Source organism: Streptomyces parvus (genome assembly GCF_014648875.1).
In the GTDB taxonomy this organism is placed as follows: domain Bacteria; phylum Actinomycetota; class Actinomycetes; order Streptomycetales; family Streptomycetaceae; genus Streptomyces; species Streptomyces parvus.
Genome location: NZ_BMRY01000002.1, coordinates 475920 through 497838, shown reverse-complemented (window position 1 = coordinate 497838; position 21919 = coordinate 475920). Strand labels below are relative to the sequence as shown.

The 21919-nt window shown below is 73.5% G+C and carries 18 protein-coding genes; 14 read left to right on the top strand and 4 right to left on the bottom strand.

The window, feature by feature from the left end:
• Position 1: 1 nt before the first annotated feature.
• Complete coding sequence (locus IE140_RS08390) at positions 2-1090, top strand: S1C family serine protease (protein ID WP_093445062.1); 1089 nt, start codon at positions 2-4, stop codon at positions 1088-1090.
• Positions 1091-1156: 66 nt separating this feature from the next.
• On the opposite strand, the gene IE140_RS08385 is transcribed toward IE140_RS08390, so the two are convergent.
• The gene (locus tag IE140_RS08385) at positions 1157-1366 is read right to left on the bottom strand and encodes a hypothetical protein (protein WP_010057779.1); all 210 of its coding nucleotides are present in this window, start codon (positions 1364-1366) and stop codon (positions 1157-1159) included.
• Between the two features lie 78 nt (positions 1367-1444).
• Here IE140_RS08385 and IE140_RS08380 point away from each other — a divergent pair, with 78 nt between their 5' ends.
• The 3 genes from IE140_RS08380 (at position 1445) to IE140_RS08370 (ending at position 4744) form a co-directional block, all read left to right on the top strand.
• A complete protein-coding gene (locus IE140_RS08380; RefSeq protein WP_189460238.1) occupies positions 1445-2647 on the top strand; it encodes a bifunctional adenosylcobinamide kinase/adenosylcobinamide-phosphate guanylyltransferase in 1203 nt (400 codons plus the stop codon).
• A 115-nt stretch (positions 2648-2762) separates the two neighbouring features.
• Entirely contained in the window at positions 2763-3863 is a 1101-nt protein-coding gene (cobT, locus tag IE140_RS08375; RefSeq protein ID WP_093445064.1) for a nicotinate-nucleotide--dimethylbenzimidazole phosphoribosyltransferase, read from the top strand.
• A gap of 143 nt (positions 3864-4006) precedes the next feature.
• Complete coding sequence (locus IE140_RS08370; protein WP_189460236.1) at positions 4007-4744, top strand: hypothetical protein; 738 nt, start codon at positions 4007-4009, stop codon at positions 4742-4744.
• On the opposite strand, the gene IE140_RS08365 is transcribed toward IE140_RS08370, so the two are convergent.
• The gene (locus IE140_RS08365; RefSeq protein WP_150198032.1) at positions 4692-5456 is read right to left on the bottom strand and encodes a hypothetical protein; all 765 of its coding nucleotides are present in this window, start codon (positions 5454-5456) and stop codon (positions 4692-4694) included. The two genes, IE140_RS08370 and IE140_RS08365, sit on opposite strands and share 53 nt — an antisense overlap.
• 88 nt (positions 5457-5544) lie before the next feature.
• On the opposite strand from IE140_RS08365, the gene IE140_RS08360 reads away from it, so the two are divergent.
• The 8 genes from IE140_RS08360 to IE140_RS08325 all read left to right on the top strand — a co-directional run bounded on the left by IE140_RS08360 (position 5545) and on the right by IE140_RS08325 (position 17033).
• Positions 5545-6327: an adenosylcobinamide-GDP ribazoletransferase gene (locus IE140_RS08360; protein WP_150198029.1), complete on the top strand. Its 783-nt coding sequence runs from the start codon at positions 5545-5547 to the stop codon at positions 6325-6327.
• A 206-nt stretch (positions 6328-6533) separates the two neighbouring features.
• Positions 6534-8081, top strand: coding sequence for a leucyl aminopeptidase (locus IE140_RS08355; RefSeq protein ID WP_150198027.1), 1548 nt, complete (start codon positions 6534-6536; stop codon positions 8079-8081).
• 343 nt (positions 8082-8424) lie between these two features.
• Complete coding sequence (lpdA, locus tag IE140_RS08350; RefSeq protein WP_010057769.1) at positions 8425-9813, top strand: dihydrolipoyl dehydrogenase; 1389 nt, start codon at positions 8425-8427, stop codon at positions 9811-9813.
• A gap of 62 nt (positions 9814-9875) precedes the next feature.
• On the top strand, positions 9876-11654 hold the full coding sequence (gene sucB / locus IE140_RS08345; RefSeq protein ID WP_189460234.1) for a 2-oxoglutarate dehydrogenase, E2 component, dihydrolipoamide succinyltransferase: 1779 nt from the start codon (positions 9876-9878) through the stop codon (positions 11652-11654).
• Between the two features lie 148 nt (positions 11655-11802).
• Complete coding sequence (locus tag IE140_RS08340; protein ID WP_006123949.1) at positions 11803-12426, top strand: GntR family transcriptional regulator; 624 nt, start codon at positions 11803-11805, stop codon at positions 12424-12426.
• A gap of 267 nt (positions 12427-12693) precedes the next feature.
• On the top strand, positions 12694-15366 hold the full coding sequence (aceE, locus tag IE140_RS08335) for a pyruvate dehydrogenase (acetyl-transferring), homodimeric type (protein WP_150198155.1): 2673 nt from the start codon (positions 12694-12696) through the stop codon (positions 15364-15366).
• Positions 15367-15465: 99 nt separating this feature from the next.
• Complete coding sequence (locus IE140_RS08330) at positions 15466-16449, top strand: helix-turn-helix transcriptional regulator (RefSeq protein WP_093441150.1); 984 nt, start codon at positions 15466-15468, stop codon at positions 16447-16449.
• A gap of 62 nt (positions 16450-16511) precedes the next feature.
• Entirely contained in the window at positions 16512-17033 is a 522-nt protein-coding gene (locus tag IE140_RS08325; RefSeq protein ID WP_109178270.1) for a DUF4240 domain-containing protein, read from the top strand.
• A 10-nt stretch (positions 17034-17043) separates the two neighbouring features.
• Here the strand turns inward: IE140_RS08325 and IE140_RS08320 are convergent, their stop codons facing one another.
• Positions 17044-17565: a GNAT family N-acetyltransferase gene (locus IE140_RS08320; protein ID WP_088574170.1), complete on the bottom strand. Its 522-nt coding sequence runs from the start codon at positions 17563-17565 to the stop codon at positions 17044-17046.
• A gap of 62 nt (positions 17566-17627) precedes the next feature.
• On the opposite strand from IE140_RS08320, the gene IE140_RS08315 reads away from it, so the two are divergent.
• Together IE140_RS08315 and IE140_RS08310 are read left to right on the top strand one after the other, a co-directional pair.
• Complete coding sequence (locus IE140_RS08315) at positions 17628-18527, top strand: TIGR01777 family oxidoreductase (protein WP_093441155.1); 900 nt, start codon at positions 17628-17630, stop codon at positions 18525-18527.
• Between the two features lie 159 nt (positions 18528-18686).
• Positions 18687-20129: an FAD-dependent oxidoreductase gene (locus IE140_RS08310; RefSeq protein WP_189460232.1), complete on the top strand. Its 1443-nt coding sequence runs from the start codon at positions 18687-18689 to the stop codon at positions 20127-20129.
• Between the two features lie 135 nt (positions 20130-20264).
• Here the strand turns inward: IE140_RS08310 and IE140_RS08305 are convergent, their stop codons facing one another.
• Positions 20265-21869, bottom strand: a complete 1605-nt coding sequence (locus IE140_RS08305) for an NsdA family TPR-like regulatory protein (RefSeq protein ID WP_150196474.1) — start codon at positions 21867-21869, stop codon at positions 20265-20267.
• Positions 21870-21919: the final 50 nt, after the last annotated feature.

Genomic DNA, 21919 nt, shown 5'->3' with positions numbered 1-21919 from the left:
CATGGACTCTCACCCCTCCCGCAGCCGGGCGCGCAGGCTGCTGCTCCCCCTGTCCGCGGCCGTCTGCGCCCTCGCCCTGGCGGGCGGCTGCTCCGGTACGGGTCCGGCGGCCCCGGCCCCCGAGGCCAGTGCGTCGGGTACGGCGCAGGGTGCGGTGAAGCGCGCCCCCGACGATCTGGAGAACGCCTACCAGGGCGTCATCAACGACGTACTGCCGTCGGTGGTGCAGATCGACGCCTCGGAGGGGCTCGGCTCCGGCATCGTGTACGACGACAAGGGGCACATCGTCACCAACGCCCATGTGGTCGGTGACGAGAAGACGTTCAAGGTCAGCGTCGCCACCGGGGAGGCGGTGCTGAACGCCTCGCTGGTCTCCTCCTACCCGGAGCAGGACCTGGCCGTGATCAAGCTCGACGAGGTGCCGGACGGGCTGCGGGCCGCGGAGTTCGGCGACGCGGAGAAGGTCGAGGTCGGGCAGATCGTACTGGCGATGGGCTCGCCGCTGGGCCTGTCCAGCAGCGTCACCCAGGGCATCGTCTCCGCGCTCGGCCGGACGGTGAGCGAGAGCCGGTCGGGCGGTGGCACGGGCGCGACGATCGCCAACATGGTGCAGACGTCCGCGGCGATCAACCCGGGCAACAGCGGCGGTGCGCTGGTGAACCTCGACAGCCAGGTGATCGGCATTCCGACCCTGGCCGCGACCGACCCGCAGATGGGCGACAGCGCGGCCCCCGGCATCGGCTTCGCGATCCCCGTCTCGATGGTGCGTACGGTCGCCGACCAGATCATCAAGGACGGCAAGGTCACCGACTCGGGCCGGGCGGCGCTCAACATCACCGGCCGCACGGTCGTCGACGACAACTACCGCCCGGCCGGGGTGGCGCTGGTCAGCGTGGAGCGGGGCGGCGCGGCGGCCGACGCGGGGCTGCGGCCCGGGGACACCATCACGAAGGTCGGGGACGCCGAGGTCACCACGATCACCTCGCTCTCCGAGGCGCTGGCGGGCGAGAAGCCGGGCGAGAAGGTGACCGTGACGTACACGCGGGACGGCGACAGCCGGACGGCGGAGGTCACGCTCGGGGAGATCTGACCCTTCCCGGAGTCCGAGAGGGGCGGTACGGGTTCGCCCGTACCGCCCCTCTCGACCGCTCGCGTGTCAGGCGCCGTCGGCCTGCAGGCTCATCGGGCCGTAGATCTTGGTGGTGTCCTCGAAGAGCGTCACCTGTGCGGCACCGCCCTCCAGGAGCTCTTTCCAGTACTCACCGATCCAGGACTCCGCGTCGCCCTGGGTGGTGAACTCCTCCGGCTGCAGCGCCGGCTCCGTCTCCGTACCGTCGGACTTCTCGAACCGCCACGTCCACGCCATGTCCGCCTCCTGGGTCACGTTGCTGCCCGAAGCCTAGCCGGGCGGGCAGCCTGAGCGGGGACACGGGAGGATCAAGGTGTGGAACTGACACTGCTCGGCACCGGAGCCCCCGACGGGCTGCCGCGCCCCTCCTGCCCCTGTGCGGTCTGCGCGTCGGCCCGCGGCCCGTGGGCGCGGGCCGCGACGGCGTTGCTGGTCGACGACGCGCTGCTGCTGGACCTCACCCCCGGCGCGATGTTCGCGGCCGCCCGTGCGGGGCGTTCGCTGGGCGCGGTCCGCCAGGTGCTGCTGACCCACCCGCACGACGGGCCCGCCGTCGAACTGCCCGCCCCGCTGCCGCCCGCCGGGCGGGTCCCGGACGGTCAGGTCCTGACGCTGATCAGCGGGCACCGGGTGCGGGCGGTGGCGATGGACGCGCCGGGGACCGGGTACGAGGTGACCTCCCCGGAGGGCGAGCGGCTGCTGTACCTGCCGCCGGGCGCCGCCCCCGCCGGGCTGCCCGAGCGGATGGAGCGGCCGTACGAGATGGTCGTCCTCGATGTAATCGGGCGCCCCGACGCGGTGGCCCGGCTGCGGGCGGCCGGGGCGGTGGGCCCGACGACCGAGGTGATCGCGGTCCACCTGGACCACGACGCCCCGCCGGGCCCGGCGCTGGAGCGGCGGCTCGCGGCGGCCGGGGCGCGGGCGGTGCCGGACGGGACGACGCTGGTGGTGGGCGAGTACCACGCGGTGCCGGACGTGCCGCGCCGGGTGCTGGTGACGGGGGGCGCCCGGTCGGGGAAGTCGCTGGAGGCGGAGCAGCGCCTGGAGACGTTCCCGGAGGTGGTGTACGTGGCGACCGGCGGCCGCCGCGACGGGGACCCGGAGTGGGCGGCCCGGATCGGACTGCACCGGGAGCGCAGGCCGGGCGCCTGGCGGACCGAGGAGACCTGCGAGCTCGCCGAGCTGCTGGGGGCGGACGGGCCTCCGTTGCTGATCGACTGCCTGTCGCTGTGGCTGACCGACGCGATGGACCGGGTGGGGGCCTGGGAGGACGAGCGGTGGCACGACGGTGGCGAGGCGGCGTTGCGGGAGCGGGTCGCGGAGCTGGTCGCCGCGGTGCGCGGGACCCGGCGGCCGGTGGTGCTGGTGACCAACGAGGTGGGGTCGGGGGTGGTCCCGGCGACGGCGGCGGGGCGGCGGTTCCGGGACGAGCTGGGGCGGCTGAACGCGGCGGTGGCGGCCGAGTGCGAGCAGGTGCTGCTGGTGGTGGCGGGGCAGGTGCTGGTGCTGCGGGGGTGAGGGGGCGGCAGTGCTCGGGACCCCGGCTGCCGTGGGCCGACCGGTACTGTTCCGGGCGGGGGCCCGCAGGGTTCCCGGACCCGGACCGACCTGACGACCCGCGAGGCAGACCTCCGTGAACCTGGACGACTTCTCCGACCTGATCCAACGCCCCGACGGGGGTGTGCGGCGCGATGCCGAGGAGCGGCGCGAGCGGCTGGCCGTCCCGCCGGGAGCGCTCGGGCGCCTGGACGAGCTGGGCGAGTGGCTCAGCGCCGCGCAGCAGTCCGTGCCGGTCAGGGCTGTGGAGCAGCCGCGTCTGGTGCTCTTCGCCGGTGACCACGGGGTGGCGGAGCTGGGCGTCTCGGGCCGGCCGGCGGGCGGCGCGTACGAGCTGGTGCGGAACGTCCTGGACGGGGCGAGCCCGGTCGCCGTGCTGGCCCGGCGGTTCTCGGTGCCGGCGCGGATCGTGGACGTCTCCCTGGACTGCGATCCGGAGCTGCTGCCCGAGTCCGTCGTGCGGCACCGGGTGCGGCGGGGTTCGGGGCGGATCGACGTCGAGGACGCGATGACCGCCGAGGAGGCCGAGCAGGCGATCCGCCTCGGCATGGCGATCGCCGACGAGGAGGCGGACTCCGGCACCGATCTGGTGGTGCTCGGCGACCTCAGCGTGGGCGGTACGACGGCGGCGGCCACCCTGGTCGCCGCGCTCTGCGGAACGGACGCCTCCGTGGTGACCGGGCGCGGTGGCGCGGGCATCGACGACCTGGCGTGGATGCGCAAGTGCGCGGCGATCCGGGACGCGTTGCGCCGGGCCCGGCCGGTGCTGGGCGACCAGGTGGAGCTGCTGGCCACGTCGGGCGGGGCGGATCTGGCGGCGATGACGGGGTTCCTGCTGCAGAGCGCGGTGCGCCGGATGCCGGTGATCCTGGACGGGGTCGTCTCGGCGGCCTGCGCGCTGGTGGCACAGCGGGCGGCGTTCCGGGCGCCGGACTGGTGGCTGGCCGGTCAGGTCAGCGGGGAACCCGCGCAGTCGAAGGCGCTGGACCGGATGGCGCTGACCCCGCTGCTGGACCACGGGGTGACGGTGGGCGAGGGCAGCGGTGCGCTGCTGGCCCTGCCGCTGGTGCAGGCCGCGGCTGCGCTGGCCGCCGAACTCCCGGAGCGCGAGCCGGAGAAGCCCGAGGACGTGGAGGAAGCCGAGGAGGCGGAGGCGTCGGCCGTCGACGGGGGCTGAGAGTCCCGCCACCGCGCGGACGAGACCGGCGTCACTCCGACGCCGCTCAACGCCGCTCCGCCCCGGTCCGTCTTCGGGAGAGATCCGACCGACCGACGAACCGACCGACCGGGGGCCCGTTCCATGCTGTTCGTGAAGAGCGGATGAACCGTCTCCCGGCGCTGCGCCGGGCGGCCGTACGCGAGTGGGGCCCGCTGTTCACCGCCGTACGGCAGCGGCTCGCCGGGCGCGGGGTGCGGGCGCTCGCGCTGACGCTGACCGCGGTGGTGCTGACGGCCGTGATCCAGGTGACGCAGAACCAGGCGTGGGGCTACCGCCCGGTGCAGAACCTCGGAGCCGTACGCGCCGAGGACCCGCTTGCGCTCGCCCTCCTGCGGACCCCGCTGTCGCTGTTCGTGCCCGCGCTCGACCTGCCGGTGTGGGGCGCGCTGGCCCAGATCCTGTTGGTGTTCGGCGTGGCGGAGGTGTGCCTGGGGCGGTGGCGCACGCTCGCTGTGGCGTACGGGGCGACGCTGGCCGGGACGCTGTACGCCCGCGCCGGCGTGGCCCTCGGGCCGGGGACGTTCCCGGGGCTGCCCGCCTCCGACGCCCAGGTGGTGGACACCGGCCCGTCGGCGGCGGTCGTCGGGCTCGCGGTGTACGTCTGCCACCAGCGGCGCGCCTGGTTCACCGGGGCGCTGGTGGTGCTCGCGATGGTGGTGGAGGTCCTGGTCAAGGACAACCTGGCGGGCCGTGAACATCTGGCCGCCATCGCCGCCGTCCTGGTGGTGTGCGGCGTACGGGAGTGGCTCGGGCGGCGGCGCGGCTCCCGGAACCCCGGCACGGTGGTCAGGACTTGCGGGCCGGCGGAAGTGGGACCCGGTCCGGGGCGCCGCCGATGAGGTCCTGGAACTTCCGGCGCGGCCCGGCCCAGCGCACATCGTGGTGGTAGGCCCGCAGCATCGCCCGGGAGCGGGTCCGGTGGCGGTGGCCGTAGAAGCGCCGGGCCCACGGGGACGCGGGGCGGGCCAGCCGGATCGCGCCGACCAGCGCGACGAACGGGACGAGGGTGCCGAGCACCGCCATCCGCAGCTTGCCCTTGAACAGACAGATCAGGACGAAGCAGAAGTTGATCACGTACGTCGTGATCAGGCCGAGCCTGCTCTCCTGCTCCTCGTCGCTGACGTCGTCGACGCCGAGCGGGGAGAAGCCCGCCAGGACCAGCAGCACGAGCGAGGCGGTCAGCACGACCACCTCGACGCTCTGACGGCCCTCCTCGGTCCAGTACACGTCGTCGAGATGCAGGATCAGGGCGAACTCGTCGAGCACCAGGCCGGCCCCCATCCCGAAGATCACCGCGAAGACTCCGGCGGCCACCCCGTGCCGTCCGCTGGCCACCGCCCCGAACCCGCCGACGACGGAGAGGACGACCCCGGGCACCACGTGGTGGATGTGCACCCCGCCGGGGGTGATGTTGCGGAACGGGCCCTTCCCGGCGCGGATCATGCGGGTGATGGTGCGCGTGATCGCGAAGGTGAGGACGAAGGCGGCCAGCGCGAGGAGCAGCGGCAGCTTGCCCGGCTCCGCGATGTTGTCGTGCCACCAGTGACCCATGCCACCCACTCCCGATATGTCAGGTTTCCCGGCGATCAGCGCGTTTCGCCCAATCTATCGGTGCGGCGCAGCGGCTAGCCTGCGCGCGGTGACCTCCCTGAACAGCCACGGCATACGTTTCGCCTTCGGCACCCTGACCGTGCTGCCGGTCCGGGTGACCCGCTGGGACCGCGAGACCGCCCGCTCCGGCATGCTCCGCGCGCCCCTCGCCGGGCTGGTCGTGGGGCTTCTCGCCGCCGCCCTCGGCGCGCTGTCGCTGCTGGCCGGCTCGGGGCCGCTGCTCGCGGCGGTCGCCTCCGTCGCGGTGCCGGCCGCCCTCACCCGGGGGCTGCATCTGGACGGTCTGGCGGACACGGCGGACGGCCTCGGCAGCGGGAAGCCGGCCGAGGACGCGCTGCGGATCATGAAGCAGTCCGACATTGGGCCGTTCGGTGTCATCACGCTGCTCCTGGTGCTGCTGGCGCAGGTCGCGGTCCTCTTCGAGCTGTACGGGGAGGGCTGGGCGGACGGGGCCCTCGGGACCGTCGTCGCGGCCGTCGCCGCCCGGCTGGCGCTGACCCTGGCGTCCCGTCAGGGCGTCCCGGCGGCCCGCCCGGAGGGGCTCGGGGCGACGGTGGCGGGCACGGTTCCGGCCGGGCGGGCGTTGCTCGTGGCGGCGACGGTGGTGGCGCTGTGCGCGGCGGCGGGCGCGGTGTCCGGACCGGCCGGGGCGCTGCGCCACGGGCTCGCGGTGCTCGGTGCGCTCGCCGCCGCGGAACTGCTGCTGCGGCACTGCGTACGGCGGTTCGGCGGGGTCACCGGGGATGTCTTCGGCGGCGTCGAGGAGACCGCGGCGACGGCGACTCTGGTGGTGCTGGCGCTCGGCGGCTGACGGAGCGGCGCTCCCCGCCGGGCGGTCGTTTCCCGACCGCCGTACCGGTCGGAAGGACCGCCGGGAAGGCCCGCCGCCGTCACGGAGCAGGAAGTGCGCGCGTAGGCTCATTCCCGGCACATCGTCGGGGCGTCTACGATGCGCCGGGCACGGCCGGCCCACCCCTCGGTCGAACTCGAACTCAACGGAAGCGAGAATTCACCACCGTGACTGCTCTCACTCTCAGCACTGCCGGTGCGGCGACGCTGCGCGCCGACGCACTCGTCGTCGGCGTCGCCAAGGGCGTCAAGGGACCGGTCCTGGCACCCGGCTCCGAGGCCGTGGACAAGGCGTTCGACGGCAAGCTCGCCGCCGTCCTCGCGACCCTGGGTGCCACCGGTGCCGAGGGCGAACTGACCAAGCTGCCCGCCGCGTCCGGCCTCAAGGCCCCGGTCGTCGTCGCGGTCGGCCTCGGTCCGGTCCCGGACAAGGAGGACGCCTACGACGCCGAGGCGCTGCGCCGCGCGGCGGGCACCGCGGCCCGTGCGCTGTCCGGTTCGAAGAAGGCGGGCTTCGCCCTGCCCGCCGGTTCCGTCGAGGACGCCGCCGCCGTCGCCGAGGGCGCGCTCCTCGGGTCGTACGCCTTCACCGCCTACCAGGGCGGCGAGAACAAGCTGGCCCCCAAGGACGCCAAGTCCAAGGACAGCGGCCCGAAGCAGCCGCTCGCCGAGGTGGCCCTGCTCGGCGGCAAGCCGCGCGACAAGGCCTACAAGGCGGCCGTCGAGCGCGCCCTGGCCCTGGTCGAGGAGATCAACCGGGCCCGCGACCTCATCAACACCCCGCCGAACGACCTGTACCCCGAGTCCTTCGCCGCCGTGGCCACCGCCGCGGGCAAGGAGCACGGCGTCAAGGTCCAGGTCCTGGACGAGAAGGCTCTCGTCAAGGGCGGCTACGGCGGCCTCCTCGGCGTCGGCCAGGGCTCCACGAACGGCCCGCGCCTGGTGAAGCTCGCCTACACGCACCCGAAGGCGGAGAAGACCCTGGCTCTCGTGGGCAAGGGCATCACCTACGACTCGGGCGGCATCTCGCTGAAGCCGGCCGGCCACAACGAGACGATGAAGTGCGACATGAGCGGCGCCGCCGCCGTGTTCGCCGCCGTCATCACCGCCGCCCGCCTGGGCCTGAAGGTCAACGTCACCGGCTGGCTGGCGCTGGCCGAGAACATGCCCTCCGGCAACGCCACCCGCCCCGGTGACGTGCTGCGCATGTACAGCGGCAAGACCGTCGAGGTCCTCAACACCGACGCCGAGGGCCGGCTCGTCCTGGCCGACGCGCTGACCCGCGCCTCGGAGGAGAAGCCGGACGCGATCGTCGACGTGGCGACCCTGACCGGTGCGATGGTGCTGGCGCTCGGCAACCGCACCTTCGGCATCATGGCCAACGACGACGCCTTCCGTACGTCGGTCCACGAGATCGCCGAGGAGGTCGGCGAGGCCTCCTGGCCGATGCCGCTCCCCGCCGACCTGCGCAAGGGCATGGACTCCCCCACCGCCGACATAGCCAACATGGGCGAGCGGATGGGCGGCGGCCTGGTGGCCGGCCTGTTCCTGAAGGAGTTCGTGGGCGAGGGCATCGCCTGGGCGCACCTGGACATCGCCGGCCCGGCCTACCACGAGGGCGCTCCGTACGGCTACACGCCGAAGGGCGGCACCGGCTCCGCGGTCCGCACCCTGGTGCGGCTCGCCGAGCGCACCGCCGACGGCGACCTCGGCTGAGCCGGAATCCGCCGATGACACGTACGGCCCCGGGCATAAGGTCCGGGGCCGTACGTGTTGTCCGGGCGGCGCCGGTGAGGAGAGGGCGGGGTTTCGCTCTCGACGAACACCGGCCGGATCCACAGGTATCTACGCAGCAGTAACCCTCCGGAACGGACGATCATCCGTCCCGGACCCGGGCCCCGCGTCCCGCCCACCGTCGACAAGTGCGAAGATGGGTTCTCGGCAGGACAGGGCCCCCACCACAGGGCCGAAGACAAAAGCGGCCGCACACCAGCCGACCGGCCGGTCACACCCCAGCGACGGGGCCCGGCGTACGGCGCACATGCATGGAGGACGTGACGTGGCGAACGACGCCAGCACCGTTTTCGACCTAGTGATCCTCGGCGGCGGCAGTGGCGGTTACGCCGCGGCCCTGCGCGGAGCGCAGCTGGGCCTGGACGTCGCCCTGATCGAGAAGGGCAAGGTCGGCGGTACCTGCCTGCACAACGGCTGCATCCCCACGAAGGCCCTGCTGCACGCGGGCGAGATCGCGGACCAGGCCCGCGAGTCGGCCCAGTTCGGCGTGAAGGCCACCTTCGAGGGCATCGACATGGAGGCCGTCAACAAGTACAAGGACGACGTGATCTCGGGCCTGTACAAGGGTCTGCAGGGTCTCATCGCCTCGCGCAAGGTCCACTACATCGAGGGTGAGGGCAAGCTCTCCTCGCCGACCTCGGTGGACGTGAACGGCCAGCGCATCCAGGGCCGCCACGTGCTGCTGGCGACCGGCTCCGTGCCGAAGTCGCTGCCCGGCCTGGAGATCGACGGCAACCGGATCATCTCCTCGGACCACGCGCTGAAGATGGACCGCGTCCCGAAGTCGGCGATCGTGCTGGGCGGCGGCGTCATCGGCGTCGAGTTCGCCTCGGCGTGGAAGTCCTTCGGCACCGAGGTCACGATCGTCGAGGGCCTCAAGCACCTCGTCCCGGTCGAGGACGAGAACAGCTCCAAGCTTCTTGAGCGCGCGTTCCGCAAGCGCGGCATCAAGTTCAACCTCGGCACCTTCTTCGACAAGGCCGAGTACACGCAGGACGGCGTCCGTGTGACGCTCGCCGACGGCAAGACCTTCGAGGCGGAGATCCTCCTCGTCGCGATCGGCCGCGGCCCGGTCTCGCAGGGCCTCGGCTACGAGGAGCAGGGCGTCGCGATGGACCGCGGCTACGTCCTGGTCGACGAGTACATGCAGACCAACGTCCCGACGATCTCGGCCGTGGGCGACCTCGTCCCCACCCTCCAGCTCGCCCACGTCGGCTTCGCCGAGGGCATCCTGGTGGCGGAGCGTCTGGCCGGTCTGAAGACCGTCCCGGTCGACTACGACGGCGTGCCCAAGGTGACGTACTGCCACCCCGAGGTCGCCTCCGTCGGCATCACCGAGGCGAAGGCCAAGGAGATCTACGGCGCGGACAAGGTCGTCGCCCTCAAGTACAACCTCGCGGGCAACGGCAAGAGCAAGATCCTGAAGACCGCGGGCGAGATCAAGCTCGTCCAGGTCAAGGACGGTGCCGTGGTCGGCGTCCACATGGTGGGCGACCGCATGGGCGAGCAGGTCGGCGAAGCCCAGCTGATCTACAACTGGGAGGCGCTGCCCGCCGAGGTCGCCCAGCTCATCCACGCACACCCGACGCAGAACGAGGCGATGGGCGAGGCTCACCTGGCGCTGGCCGGCAAGCCCCTCCACGCCCACGACTGATCCCCCGGTCCCGGGCGCGACGACCGACCACTTCCGCATTTTCGTAAGGAGCAACTGAAACCATGTCGGTTTCCGTAACCCTTCCGGCGCTCGGCGAGAGCGTCACCGAGGGCACTGTCACCCGTTGGCTGAAGGCCGAGGGCGAGCGCGTCGAGGCCGACGAGCCGCTGCTCGAGGTCTCGACCGACAAGGTCGACACCGAGATCCCGGCCCCCGCGTCCGGCGTTCTGTCGTCCATCAAGGTCGCCGAGGACGAGACCGTCGAGGTCGGCGCCGAGCTGGCCGTCATCGACGACGGCTCCGGCGCTCCGGCCGAGGCCGCGGCTCCGGCCGCCGAGGAGGCCCCGGCCGCCGAGGCTCCGGCCCCCGCCGCCGAGGAGCCCGCCGCCCCGGCCCAGGAGGCCCCCCAGGCCGAGGCCCCGGCCGCCTCCGGCGGTTCCGCCGAGGGCACCGATGTCACCCTCCCCGCGCTCGGCGAGAGCGTCACCGAGGGCACCGTCACCCGCTGGCTCAAGGAGGTCGGCGAGGAGGTGGCCGAGGACGAGCCGCTGCTGGAGGTCTCGACCGACAAGGTCGACACGGAGATCCCCGCCCCGGTCGCCGGTGTGCTGCTGGAGATCGTGGTCGGCGAGGACGAGACCGCCGAGGTCGGCGCCAAGCTCGCCGTCATCGGCGCCCCGGGCGCGGCTCCGGCCGCCGCTCCGGCGCAGCCGGCCGCCCCGGCCCAGGAGGCCCCGAAGGCCGAGGCCCCCAAGGCCGAGGCGCCGAAGCAGGAGGCCCCCGCGGCTCCCGCCCCGGCTCCGGCTGCTCCGGCTGCTCCGGCCGCCCCCGCGGCTCCGGCCCCGGCACCGGCCGCCCCGGCTCAGCCCGCCCCCGCCGCACCGGCCGCCCCGGCCGCGCCCACCGGTGACGACGGCGCGTACGTCACGCCGCTGGTCCGCAAGCTCGCGTCCGAGAACAACGTGGACCTGAGCTCGGTCAAGGGCACCGGCGTCGGTGGCCGTATCCGCAAGCAGGACGTCGTCGCCGCCGCGGAGGCCGCCAAGGCCGCCGCCGCTGCCCCGGCGCCCGCCGCCGCTCCCGCCGCTGCCAAGGCGCCGAAGCTGGAGGCCTCCCCGCTGCGCGGTCAGACGGTCAAGATGACCCGGATGCGCAAGGTCATCGGCGACAACATGATGAAGGCCCTGCACTCGCAGGCCCAGCTGACCTCGGTCCTCGAGGTCGACATCACCAAGCTGATGAAGCTGCGCAACCAGGCCAAGGCCGCGTTCGCCGCCCGTGAGGGCGTCAAGCTGTCCCCGATGCCGTTCTTCGTGAAGGCGGCGGCCCAGGCGCTGAAGGCCCACCCGGTCATCAACGCCCGGATCAACGAGGACGAGGGCACCATCACGTACTTCGACTCGGAGAACATCGGCATCGCCGTGGACGCCGAGAAGGGTCTGATGACCCCGGTCATCAAGGGTGCGGGCGACCTGAACATCGCCGGTATCGCCAAGAAGACCGCGGAGCTCGCGGGCAAGGCGCGCGGTGGCGGCCTGACGCCGGACGACATGTCCGGCGCCACCTTCACCATCAGCAACACCGGTTCGCGCGGCGCCCTGTTCGACACCGTCATCGTCCCGCCGAACCAGGCCGCCATCCTGGGCATCGGCGCGACGGTCCGCCGTCCCGTGGTCATCAACCACCCGGACCTCGGCGAGACCATCGCGGTGCGCGACATGACGTACCTCTCGCTCTCCTACGACCACCGTCTGGTGGACGGCGCGGACGCCGCCCGCTACCTGACGTCGGTCAAGGCGATCCTGGAGGCGGGTGAGTTCGAGGTCGAGCTCGGCCTCTGAACGCCCCGGCTGCAACCAGCCTCACCAGCGGCGCCCCCGCCCGGAACTCTTCCGGGCGGGGGCGCCGCCGTATTGTCTAAACATCACAAGCGACCTGCCGCGCCCGTGATGATGTAGGCAGCACCGGTCTGCCCTGAAGGAGCCCTCCATGACCCCGCCCGTCGTCCACTCGCTGCGCGAACAGATCCGCGAGCACATCGTGGAGGGGATCGTCAGCGGGCGCTGGAAGCCGGGCGAGCGGATCGTGGAGCGCCGCATCGCCACCGAGCTGGAGGTCAGCCAGACCCCGGTACGCGAGGCGCTGCGGGAGCTGGAGACGCTCCGGCTGATCGAGTCGGCCCCCAACAAGGGCGTCCGGGTCCGCAATCTGACCGCCGCCGACCTGGAGGAGAGCTACCCGGTCCGGGCCGGCCTGGAGCAGATCGCGGCCGAGCTGGCCGCCCCCCGGCTCGGCCAGGACTGCTCGGCGCTGGAGCCGCACGTGGCCGCGCTGTACGAGGCGGACCGGCTGGCCGACGGCGAGGCCCAGGTGCGGCACACGGTCGGCTTCCACCGGGAGATGGTGCGGGCCGCCGGGAACGCGGTGCTGCTGCACACCTGGGAAGGGCTGGGCATCGAGGTGTTCACGGCCCTGTCGATCCGCTGGCTGGGCACGGTGCAGAAGTCGTACGCGGAGGAGCACCAGGCGCTCATCGACGCGTTCCTCGCCGAGGACCCGCAGATCGGGGCCCTGGTGAAGGCGCACGTCCTGGGCTGCGCGCCGCGCGCCTGACGGCTGCCGCGAGCTCCGATCATCTGGCGCGCGACCTGCTCTTCCGTGCAGGTCAGCGCCCTTTTTGCGCGCTATTTCGCGTCACTCCGTGCCCTTTTTCGAGGCACCCCATGCCACTTTTCTTCGTATCGAGAAGTTTTGCCTTCAATCCTTTGATCGATCATCGATCAGCGCCTTACAGTTCATTTCGCGGGCCCACCGGCCCCATCGCTCTGTCCTGCCAGATAGAGCCTTCTCCACCCCCCTCCTCTCCGGAAGGCGGCGATCATGACCGACCCCGTAGGAAAGCTTCCGAGCGAGCTCGACCAGCTCCCGGACCGTGACCCCGAGGAGACCGCCGAATGGGCGGCCTCCCTGGACGCCGTCACCAAGGCTGCCGGCCCGCACCGCGCCGCGTACCTGATGCGCCGCTCGCTGCAGCACGCCGAGGGCGCCGGTCTCGCGCTGCCCAAGCTGCTGGAGACCGATTACGTCAACACCATCCCGACCGCCGCCGAGCCCGCGTTCGACGGCGACCTGGAGATGGAGTCGAAGATCACCGCGTGGAACCGCTGGAACGCGGCCGCGATGGTGACCCGGGGCGCCCGGTACGGGGTCGGCGGCCACATCGCCACCTTCGCCTCGGCGGCCTGGCTCTACGAGACCGGCTTCAACCACTTCTTCCGCGGCAAGGAGGGGGACGGCTCCGGCGACCAGCTCTACATCCAGGGCCACGCCTCCCCCGGCATCTACGCCCGCGCCTTCCTCGACGGGCGGCTCACCGAGCAGCACCTCGACAACTTCCGCCAGGAGTCCGGTGGCGAGGGCCTGCCCTCCTACCCGCACCCGCGGCGGCTGCCCTGGCTGTGGGAGTTCCCCACCGTGTCGATGGGCCTCGGCCCGCTCTCGGCCATCTACCAGGCGCGCTTCAACCGCTATCTGGCCAACCGCTCCATCAAGGACACCGCCAACTCGCACGTCTGGGCCTTCCTGGGCGACGGCGAGATGGACGAGCCCGAGTCGACCGCCGCCCTGGCCCTCGCGGCCCGTGAGCAGCTCGACAACCTGACCTTCGTCATCAACTGCAACCTGCAGCGCCTCGACGGCCCGGTCCGCGCCAACTTCCGCGTGGTCCAGGAGCTGGAGGCGCAGTTCCGCGGGGCCGGCTGGAACGTCGTCAAGACGCTCTGGGGCAACGCCTGGGACGAGCTGCTCCAGCTGGACACCCAGGGTGCGCTGCTGCGCCGCCTGCGCGAGGTCCCGGACGCGCAGTTCCAGACGTACGCCACCCGCGACGTCGCCTACATCCGCGAGCACTTCTTCGGCACCGAGCCCGCCCTCGTCGAGCTGGCGAAACTGCTCACCGACGCGAAGATCGCCGAGTGTTTCTACACCTCGCGCGGCGGCCACGAGGCCCGCAAGGTCTACGCGGCGTACAAGGCGGCCGTCGAGCACAAGGGCGCGCCGACCGTGATCCTGGCCCAGACGGTCAAGGGCTACACGCTCGGCAAGGGCTTCGAGTCCAAGAACGCCAACCACCAGATGAAGAAGCTGTCGATCGACGAGTTCAAGGGCATGCGCGAGCTGCTCGGCCTCCCGATCCCCGACAGCGCCTTCCAGGACGGCCTGGTCCCCTACGGCCACCCGGGCGCCGACTCCCCCGAGGTCCGCTACCTCCAGGAGCGCCGCGCCGCGCTCGGCGGCCCCGCCCCGGCCCGCCGGCTGCACGCCTCGGCTCCGCTGCCGCAGCCCGAGGAGCGTGCGTTCAAGGCCCTGTACAAGGGGTCCGGCAAGCAGGAGATGGCCACCACCATGGCGTTCGTCCGCCTGGTGAAGGACCTGATGCGGGACAAGGAGACCGGCAAGCGCTGGGTGCCGATCGTCCCGGACGAGGCCCGTACCTTCGGTATGGAGTCGCTGTTCCCGTCGGCCGGCATCTACTCGCCGCTGGGCCAGACGTACGACCCGGTCGACCGCGACCAGCTGATGTACTACAAGGAGGCCAAGGACGGCCAGATCCTCAACGAGGGGATCACCGAGGCCGGCGCCATGGCCGACTTCATCGCCGCCGCCACGTCGTACGCGACGCACGGCGAGACGATGATCCCGTTCTACATCTTCTACTCGATGTTCGGCTGGCAGCGCACCGGCGACCAGATGTGGCAGCTCGCCGACCAGCTCGGCAAGGGCTTCATCGTCGGCGCCACGGCGGGCCGGACGACCCTGACGGGTGAGGGCCTCCAGCACGCGGACGGCCACTCGCACCTGATCGCGGCCACCAACCCGGCCTCGCTCAACTACGACCCGGCGTTCGCGTACGAGGTGGCGGTGATCGTCAAGGACGGTCTGCGCCGGATGTACGGCCCCGACGCCGAGGACGTCTTCTACTACCTGACGGTCTACAACGAGCCGAAGCCCCAGCCCGCGATGCCCGAGGGCGTCGAGGAGGGCATCGTCAAGGGCCTGTACCGCTTCAAGGAGGGCACCCCGGCCTCGGCGGACGCGCCGCGCCTCCAGCTGCTGGCCTCCGGTACGGCGATCCACTGGGCCCTGGAGGCCCAGGAGTTGCTGGCCGCCGACTGGGGCGTCACGGCCGACGTCTGGTCGGCCACCTCGTGGGGCGAGCTGCGCCGCGACGCGCTGGCGGCCGACGAGGCGCTGCTCCGCGGTGAGCAGCAGGTGCCGTACGTGACGCAGGCGCTCTCCGGCGCGCCGGGCCCGGTGCTCGCGGTCAGCGACTGGATGCGCCAGGTCCCGGACCAGATCAGCCAGTGGGTGGAGCAGGACTGGTCCTCGCTCGGTACGGACGGCTTCGGCCTCTCCGACACCCGCGACGCGGCCCGCCGCCACTTCGGTGTCGACGCGCAGTCGATCGTGGTGGCCTCGCTGGCCCAGCTCGCCAAGCGCGGCGAGGTCCCGGCCTCGGCGGTCAAGGAGGCCCGGGAGCGCTACGGCCTCTGAGCCGTCGGCGTGACCTGACCCCCGGTCGCCGGGGCGGAAGTGCCCGACAGCGCTTCCGCCCCGGCGGCCGGGGGTTTTCGCCGCCGCCACAATGGGGTCATGCGTGCTGCCCGGCTGATCAAGATGGTGCTGCTCCTGCAGGCCCGCCCCGCGATGACCGCCGCCGAGCTGGCGGCCGAGCTGGAGGTGTCGGAGCGTACGGTCACCCGGGACGCGCAGGCGCTGTCCGACGCGGGCGTCCCGGTGTACGCGGAGCGCGGCCGGGCCGGCGGCTACCGGCTCGTCGGCGGCTACCGCACCCGGCTGACCGGTCTCGCCCGGGACGAGGCGGAGGCGCTGTTCCTCTCCGGGCTGCCCGCCGCACTGCGCGAGATGGGCCTGGAGGACGCGGCGTCGGCGGCCCGCCTCAAGGTGTCGGCGGCGCTCATGCCCTCCCTGCGCGACGCCTCGTCCTCCGCCGCCCGCCGCTTCCATCTGGACGCGCCCTCCTGGTACCACGAGCCGGAGACCCCCGAGCTGCTGCCGGCGATCGCCGACGCGGTCTGGGACGACCGGCTGCTGAGGGTCCGCTACCGCCGGGGAGGGGGCCGCGACCACACGGGGGCGGAGGTGGCGCGGGAGCTCGCTCCGTACGGTCTCGTCCTCAAGGCGGGGATCTGGTACCTCTGCGCCCGGGCGGGCGAGGACTTCCGGGTCTACCGGATCGACCGCTTCACCGCCGTGGAGGCGGCCGAGGAGCGCTTCGAGCGGGACGAGGGCTTCGACCTGCCCGGGTTCTGGACGGAGCGGGCCGACGCGTTCGCCCGGTCCCTGCTGCGTACGGAGGTCACCGTACGGGTGTCCGAGCGCGGTGGGCGGATGCTCGCGTACGCAGGTGACCGGGCGGCGGCCGCGGCGGCCCTCGCGGAGGCCTCGGAGCCGGGCCCGGACGGGTGGCGGACGCTGACGCTGCCGGTGGAATCCCTGGACGTGGCGTACGGCCAGCTGCTGGCGCTGGGGCCCGAGTTGGAGGTGGTGGCGCCCGAGGGGCTGCGGGCGCGGTTCACCGAAGCGGCCGAACGCCTGCGCGAGTTGTATCGCTGAAAGGCTTCAATTCGGCGTCTGCGCGTGCGGGAGCCCCCGGCAGGCTGGATGCTGGACCCGTGATGGACGAAACGGAATTCTGGGAGATCATCGACAGCACCCGCGAGGCCGCCGACGGCGACCCCGAGGACCATGCCGACCTGCTGGTGGAACGGCTGACGCAGCTCGATCCCGATTCCGTGCTGGACTTCGCCCGGCACTTCGAGGCCCGCTACAACCGCGCCTACGCCTGGGACCTGTGGGGCGCCGCTGCCGTGCTGCTGGGCGGGGCGAGCGACGACGCCTTCGACTGGTTCCGCTGCTGGCTGATCGGCCAGGGCCGGGAGGTCTTCGAGGGGGCGCTGCACGATCCGGACGCCCTGGCGGAGCTGCTGGACGACTTCGACGAGGAGATCGACGGGGACGGCGAGGAGCTGGGCTACGCGGCCGACGAGGCGTACGAACAGCTCACCGGCGTGGTCGCGCCCGACCTGGGGCTGCCGCCGCAGCCCGCCGAGCCGCTGGGCAACCCGGTCGACTTCGAGGACGAGGGGGCGCTCGCCGCCCGCTTCCCCGAGCTGTGGGACCGCTTCGGGCCGCGCTGACCCGGGGGCGTCAGACGGGGCCGAGCGAGCGGCCCATGCAGACGTCGTCGACGTAGGCCCCGTTCAGGAAGAACTCCCCGGGCAGCACCCCTTCGACGGCGAAGCCCTCGGAGGCGTAGAGCGCGCGGGCGGGGGTGTTGTGGCCGAGCACCCGCAGCGTGATCCGGTTGGCGCCCTGGCGGCGGGCCTCGGCGCACGCGGCGCGCACCAGGGTCCTCCCCACCCCGGCCCCGCGCGCCCAGGTCGCCACGGCGAGACCCCGTATCTGGCGGACGTGGGCGTTGGAGGCGAGGGGGGTGGGCGGGACGAGCCGGATGTACCCGGCGATGCCCGCCTGCCCGTCCGGCGTCTCCGCCTCCACCACGAGGAAGTCCTCCGGCCCGTGCCCCTCGTCGAAGAAGGGCTCGTACGGAGGCGCCGGCCTCGGCAGGACCGCGTGCAGCGTCGACCAGGTGGACCGGTCGAGTTCGGCGAGCGCGTCGTCGTCGGCGGGTACGGCGGGGCGGACGGGGCGGAGTACGGGGGCGACCATGGGGTCACTGTGTCATGGGGTGTTCCCGGTGTTCGAGGCGTTTGATGGGGCAGGATGGGCCCATGCCGAGCTCCCGTATCGCCGTCAGCGGATCGTCCGGACTCATCGGAGCGGCGCTGGTGCGCTCGCTGCGCGCCGACGGGCACGAGGTGGCCCGCCTGGTGCGACGGCCCGCCAGAACCGGCGACGAGGTCGAGTGGGACCCCCAGCGGGGTTACGTGGACGTGGCCGGCCTCGTCGGCTGCGACGCGATCGTGCACCTGGCCGGGGCGGGGGTGGGCGACCACCGCTGGACCGAGGACTACAAGCGGGAGATCCGGGACAGCCGGGTCCTGGGAACCGCCGCCGTCGCCGAGGCGGTCGCCTCGCTCGACACCCCGCCCCGGGTCCTGCTCTCCGGGTCCGCGATCGGCTTCTACGGCGACACCGGGAGCTCCCCGGTGGACGAGAGCGCGCCGCCCGGGCACGGGTTCCTCCCGTCGGTCTGCGAGGAGTGGGAAGCGGCCACCGCCGCCGCCGAGGAGGCGGGGGTGCGCACCGTGCACGCCCGGACCGGGCTGGTCGTCGGGCGCGAGGGCGGCGCCTGGGGCCGGCTCTTCCCGCTGTTCAAGGCGGGCCTCGGCGGGAAGCTGGGCAACGGCCGCCAGTACTGGAGCTTCATCGCCCTGCACGACCATGTCGCGGCGCTGCGCCACATCCTGGACACGGAGTCGCTGGCCGGGCCGGTGAACCTGACCGGGCCGAGGCCGGTCACCAACGCCGAGGTGACCGCCGCCATGGGCCGGGTGCTGCGCCGCCCCACGCTGTTCCCGGCGCCGGCGCCCGCGCTGAAGCTGGTGCTCGGGGAGTTCGCGGAGGACGTGCTGGGCAGTCAGCGGGTGATCCCGGCGAAGCTGCTGGACTCCGGCTTCTCGTTCGCCTTCCCCGACATCGACGGGGCGATCCGCGCCGCACTGCGCTGATCCGGGCGGACCCGTGTGCGACCCCGTGCCCCGGTGCTCCCCGGCGCGCGTCTGACCGAGTATCAGCCATCCTCCTAGCCTCGATGCGAACTCCGGCTTTCCGGGGGCCTGTTGGGGGCAAGAACCCCCCACCAGTCGCACCGACTCGGGGAGGGGCACGTGCGCAGCACGGCACATCACGCAGACGTGATCATCATCGGGGCCGGAATAGCCGGCCTGTCAGCGGCCCACCTGCTGACCGGGGCAGGGCTCGGCGTCAGTGTCCTGGAGGCCGCGCCCCGGGTGGGCGGGCGGCTCGCCACCGACGAGGTGGACGGGTTCCGGCTCGACCGCCTCGGCCCGCTGCTCTGCACCTCCTGGCCCGAGCTGACCGGCACCCCGGGGCTCGGCACCCCGGAGCTGCGGGAGTTCGCGCCGGGGGTCCTGGTGCACAGCGAGGGGCGCCGCCATCTCACCGGCGACATACGGAGCGCGAGGGGCGCACTCAGGGCAGCACGCACCCGATCGAGCGCCCCCTGGGTCCATCGCGCTCCGCGCACGCCCCGCGCTCTCCGGGGCTCCGCGGCTTCCGGGGCTCCTGCGGTCTCCGGGGCCGCCGGTTCGGCGCACGGCGCGTACGGGCACGAGCCCGGTGCTCCGGGGCGGGGTGGCGGCCGGGGCGGGGTGGTGACCGGCGCGATCGACCGGGCCCGGCTGGGCGCGGCGCTGCACCGGCTGGCCCTCACCCCGGAGGCCCGGCTGCTGGCCCGGCCGGAGCGTCTCGCCGCCGAGGCCCTGGCGGGCGTGGGGCTGCCCGGCCGTACGGTGGACGGCATCCTGCGCCCGCTGCTCGCCGCGCTGCTCAGCGACCCGGCCCTCACCACGTCGAGCCGGTCCGCCGATCTGGCGCTGCGGGACTACGCGCGCGGCGGCCTGTGCGTACCGGCGGGCGGATCGGCCGCGCTGCCGGAACTGCTGGCGGCCGCGCTGCCGCCGGACACGGTCCGGACCGGGGTGCATGTGACGGCCGCCGACATCACCTCCGTACGCACCAAGGAGCACGGCGAGCTGGGGTGCCGCTCCCTGCTGCTGGCGACCGGGGCGGGCGCCGCGGCCGAGCTGCTGCCCGGGCTGCGGGTGCCGTCCTTCCGCCCGGTGACGGTCCTTCACCACACGGCGCCGGCCGCGCCGCCCACGGGCAGGTCGCTGGTGCTGGACGGCGACCGGTCGGGCCCGGTGGCGTACACCTCGGTGATGAGCGAGGTGGACCCCTCGCGTGCGCCGGAGGGCCGGGCGCTGATCACCTCGACGGTGCTCGGGACCCCGCCGCCGGACCTGGACCGCTCGGTGCGGGCGCATCTGGCGGCGCTGTACGGCGTCGCCACAAACGGCTGGGAGCTGCTGGCGGCCCATCACGACCCGGAGGCGGTGCCCGCGATGGAGGCCCCGCACGATCCGCGCCGCCCGGTGCGGGTGCTGGCCGGGCTGTACGTGTGCGGCGACCACCGCGACACGAGCACGGTCCAGGGCGCGCTGCACTCGGGCCGCCGGGCCGCGGAGGCGATCCTCACCGACCTGGCCGTCCCGGGCACTCATGAGGGAAGCCTGCCCCGGGCGGCGTGAGGCCGGGGCTGCCGGAGGCGGCGTGACGCGGTCGCCGTAGCGTGCGTGCCAGGCGTCGCGCGGCAGACGGCAGTTTGACGACAGGCCCTACGGGCCCCGGGTCCGTGTCGCCCGTCCCGCCCGGCCTCTGCGGGCTCAGCCGAGGGCCGCGACCCGGTCGCGGTAGCCGCGTACGGCGACCGCGTCCCGGTACGGCTCCAGGCTGCGCTCGAAGGCGCGGACGTACTCCGTGGCGCGCACCGAACGCATCTCGGCCGCCTGCTGGGCCGCCTCCGCACCGAGCTGGCAGGCCTGCTCCAGTTCGCCGAGGCCGAGGCGGGCCGAGGCGAGGACCACCCGGCAGAACAGTCTGCTGCGGGCGTACGCCGGGGCGCGCAGCGCGAGCGACCGCTCGGCGTGCTGGGCGGCGGCCCGGTACTGCTGGAGGTCGCGGTGGCAGTGGCTCAGCTCGTCGGCGAGCTGCGCCTCGTCGAAGGTGCGGGCCCAGTGCGGCACCTCGTCGCCGGGGCGCGCGGTCTCCAGGGCGTGTTCGGCGCGGGTCAGGGCGGCGGTGCAGGAGCGCGCCTCGCCGAGCACCGCGTGGCCGCGCGCCTCGACCGCGTGCAGCAGCGTCTGGACGAGCGGCGGGGCGGCCGAGCCGATGCCCTGCTGGGCGACGCGGGCGAGCTGGACGGCTTCCCGGCCGTGCCCGAGGTAGACGGCCTGCCGGCTCATGGTGAGCAGTACATAGGCGCCGTAACCGCGGTCCCCGGCGGCCTGGGCGAGCCGGAGCGACTGGACGAAGTACCGCTGGGCGAGGCCGTGGGCGGCGATGTCGTACGAGGTCCAGCCGGCCAGCCGGGTCAGGTCGGCCACCGCGGCGAACAGCCGCCGCCCGGCGGCCTCGCCGTACGTGCCCCGGAGCATCGGCTCGGCCTCGTGTTCCAGATACCGCACGAGGACCTGCCGGGCGTGACCGCCGCCGTAGGCGTGGTCCAGGGTGCGGAAGAGCTCGCCGACCGAGCGCAGCGCGGCGATGTCCCCGGAGCCGACCCGCTGGCCGGGGCCGCGGTCGGTCTGGCGCTGGCGCGGGACCACGGGCAGCGCCCCGCCCCCGGGGTGCGTACCGGCGGCGGGCGGGTGCGTCGCGGGCGGGTGCGTCGCGGCGGGCCCCGACGGCGTGGGCCGCTGGGGTCCGGCGGGCGGGCGCGGCAGGTTCCGGGGCTCGGTGCGCGGCGCCCCGTCCGTACGCCCCGGCGCGGGGGCCGCTCCGGCCTCTCCCCCGGTGCGGCGGCCGGCTCCGCCGTCCCGGGCCACCCGTTCGTCGGCCCGGCCGATCAGCCAGTCGCGGCTGGGGACGACGAGTCCGGCGGGCGTGAAGGCGATCTTGCGCAGCTCCGTGTGCGTACCGGAGTCCTTGCGCCACAGGCCGCTGACGATGTCGACCGCCTCGGCGGGGGTGGCCGCGAACTCCAGTCCCGCGTAGACGGGCGCGCAGGCGTCGAGCCCGAGGTCCTGCGCGGAGAGCCGTCTGCCGAGCCGCCGGGTGAACACCTCGGCGATCAGCGCGGGCGTGGTGCCGCGCGGCTGCTGCCCCCGCAGCCAGCGGGTGACCGAGGTCTTGTCGTACCGCAGGTCGAGGCCGTGTTCGAGGCCGAGCTGATCGACCCGGCGGGCGAGGCCCGCGTGGGAGAACCCGGCTTCCGCGATGAGTGAGGCGAGTCGGCGGTTGGGCGTGCGCTGCGAGGGTCGTTCCGACATCAGCTGTACGGTCTCCTGCCTTCGGGGCCGGCCGGGCAGCCCTCATGGGA

Coding starts and splice junctions, on each gene's coding strand:
- IE140_RS08365 (WP_150198032.1), bottom strand. CDS start 5,456: ATGGGTCACTGGTGGCACGACAACATCGCGGAGCCGGGCAAGCTGCCG.
- IE140_RS08325 (WP_109178270.1), top strand. CDS start 16,512: ATGGACGAAACGGAATTCTGGGAGATCATCGACAGCACCCGCGAGGCC.
- IE140_RS08330 (WP_093441150.1), top strand. CDS start 15,466: ATGCGTGCTGCCCGGCTGATCAAGATGGTGCTGCTCCTGCAGGCCCGC.
- IE140_RS08315 (WP_093441155.1), top strand. CDS start 17,628: ATGCCGAGCTCCCGTATCGCCGTCAGCGGATCGTCCGGACTCATCGGA.
- IE140_RS08340 (WP_006123949.1), top strand. CDS start 11,803: ATGACCCCGCCCGTCGTCCACTCGCTGCGCGAACAGATCCGCGAGCAC.
- aceE (WP_150198155.1), top strand. CDS start 12,694: ATGACCGACCCCGTAGGAAAGCTTCCGAGCGAGCTCGACCAGCTCCCG.
- sucB (WP_189460234.1), top strand. CDS start 9,876: ATGTCGGTTTCCGTAACCCTTCCGGCGCTCGGCGAGAGCGTCACCGAG.
- IE140_RS08385 (WP_010057779.1), bottom strand. CDS start 1,366: ATGGCGTGGACGTGGCGGTTCGAGAAGTCCGACGGTACGGAGACGGAG.
- IE140_RS08305 (WP_150196474.1), bottom strand. CDS start 21,869: ATGTCGGAACGACCCTCGCAGCGCACGCCCAACCGCCGACTCGCCTCA.
- IE140_RS08390 (WP_093445062.1), top strand. CDS start 2: ATGGACTCTCACCCCTCCCGCAGCCGGGCGCGCAGGCTGCTGCTCCCC.
- IE140_RS08320 (WP_088574170.1), bottom strand. CDS start 17,565: ATGGTCGCCCCCGTACTCCGCCCCGTCCGCCCCGCCGTACCCGCCGAC.
- IE140_RS08370 (WP_189460236.1), top strand. CDS start 4,007: ATGAACCGTCTCCCGGCGCTGCGCCGGGCGGCCGTACGCGAGTGGGGC.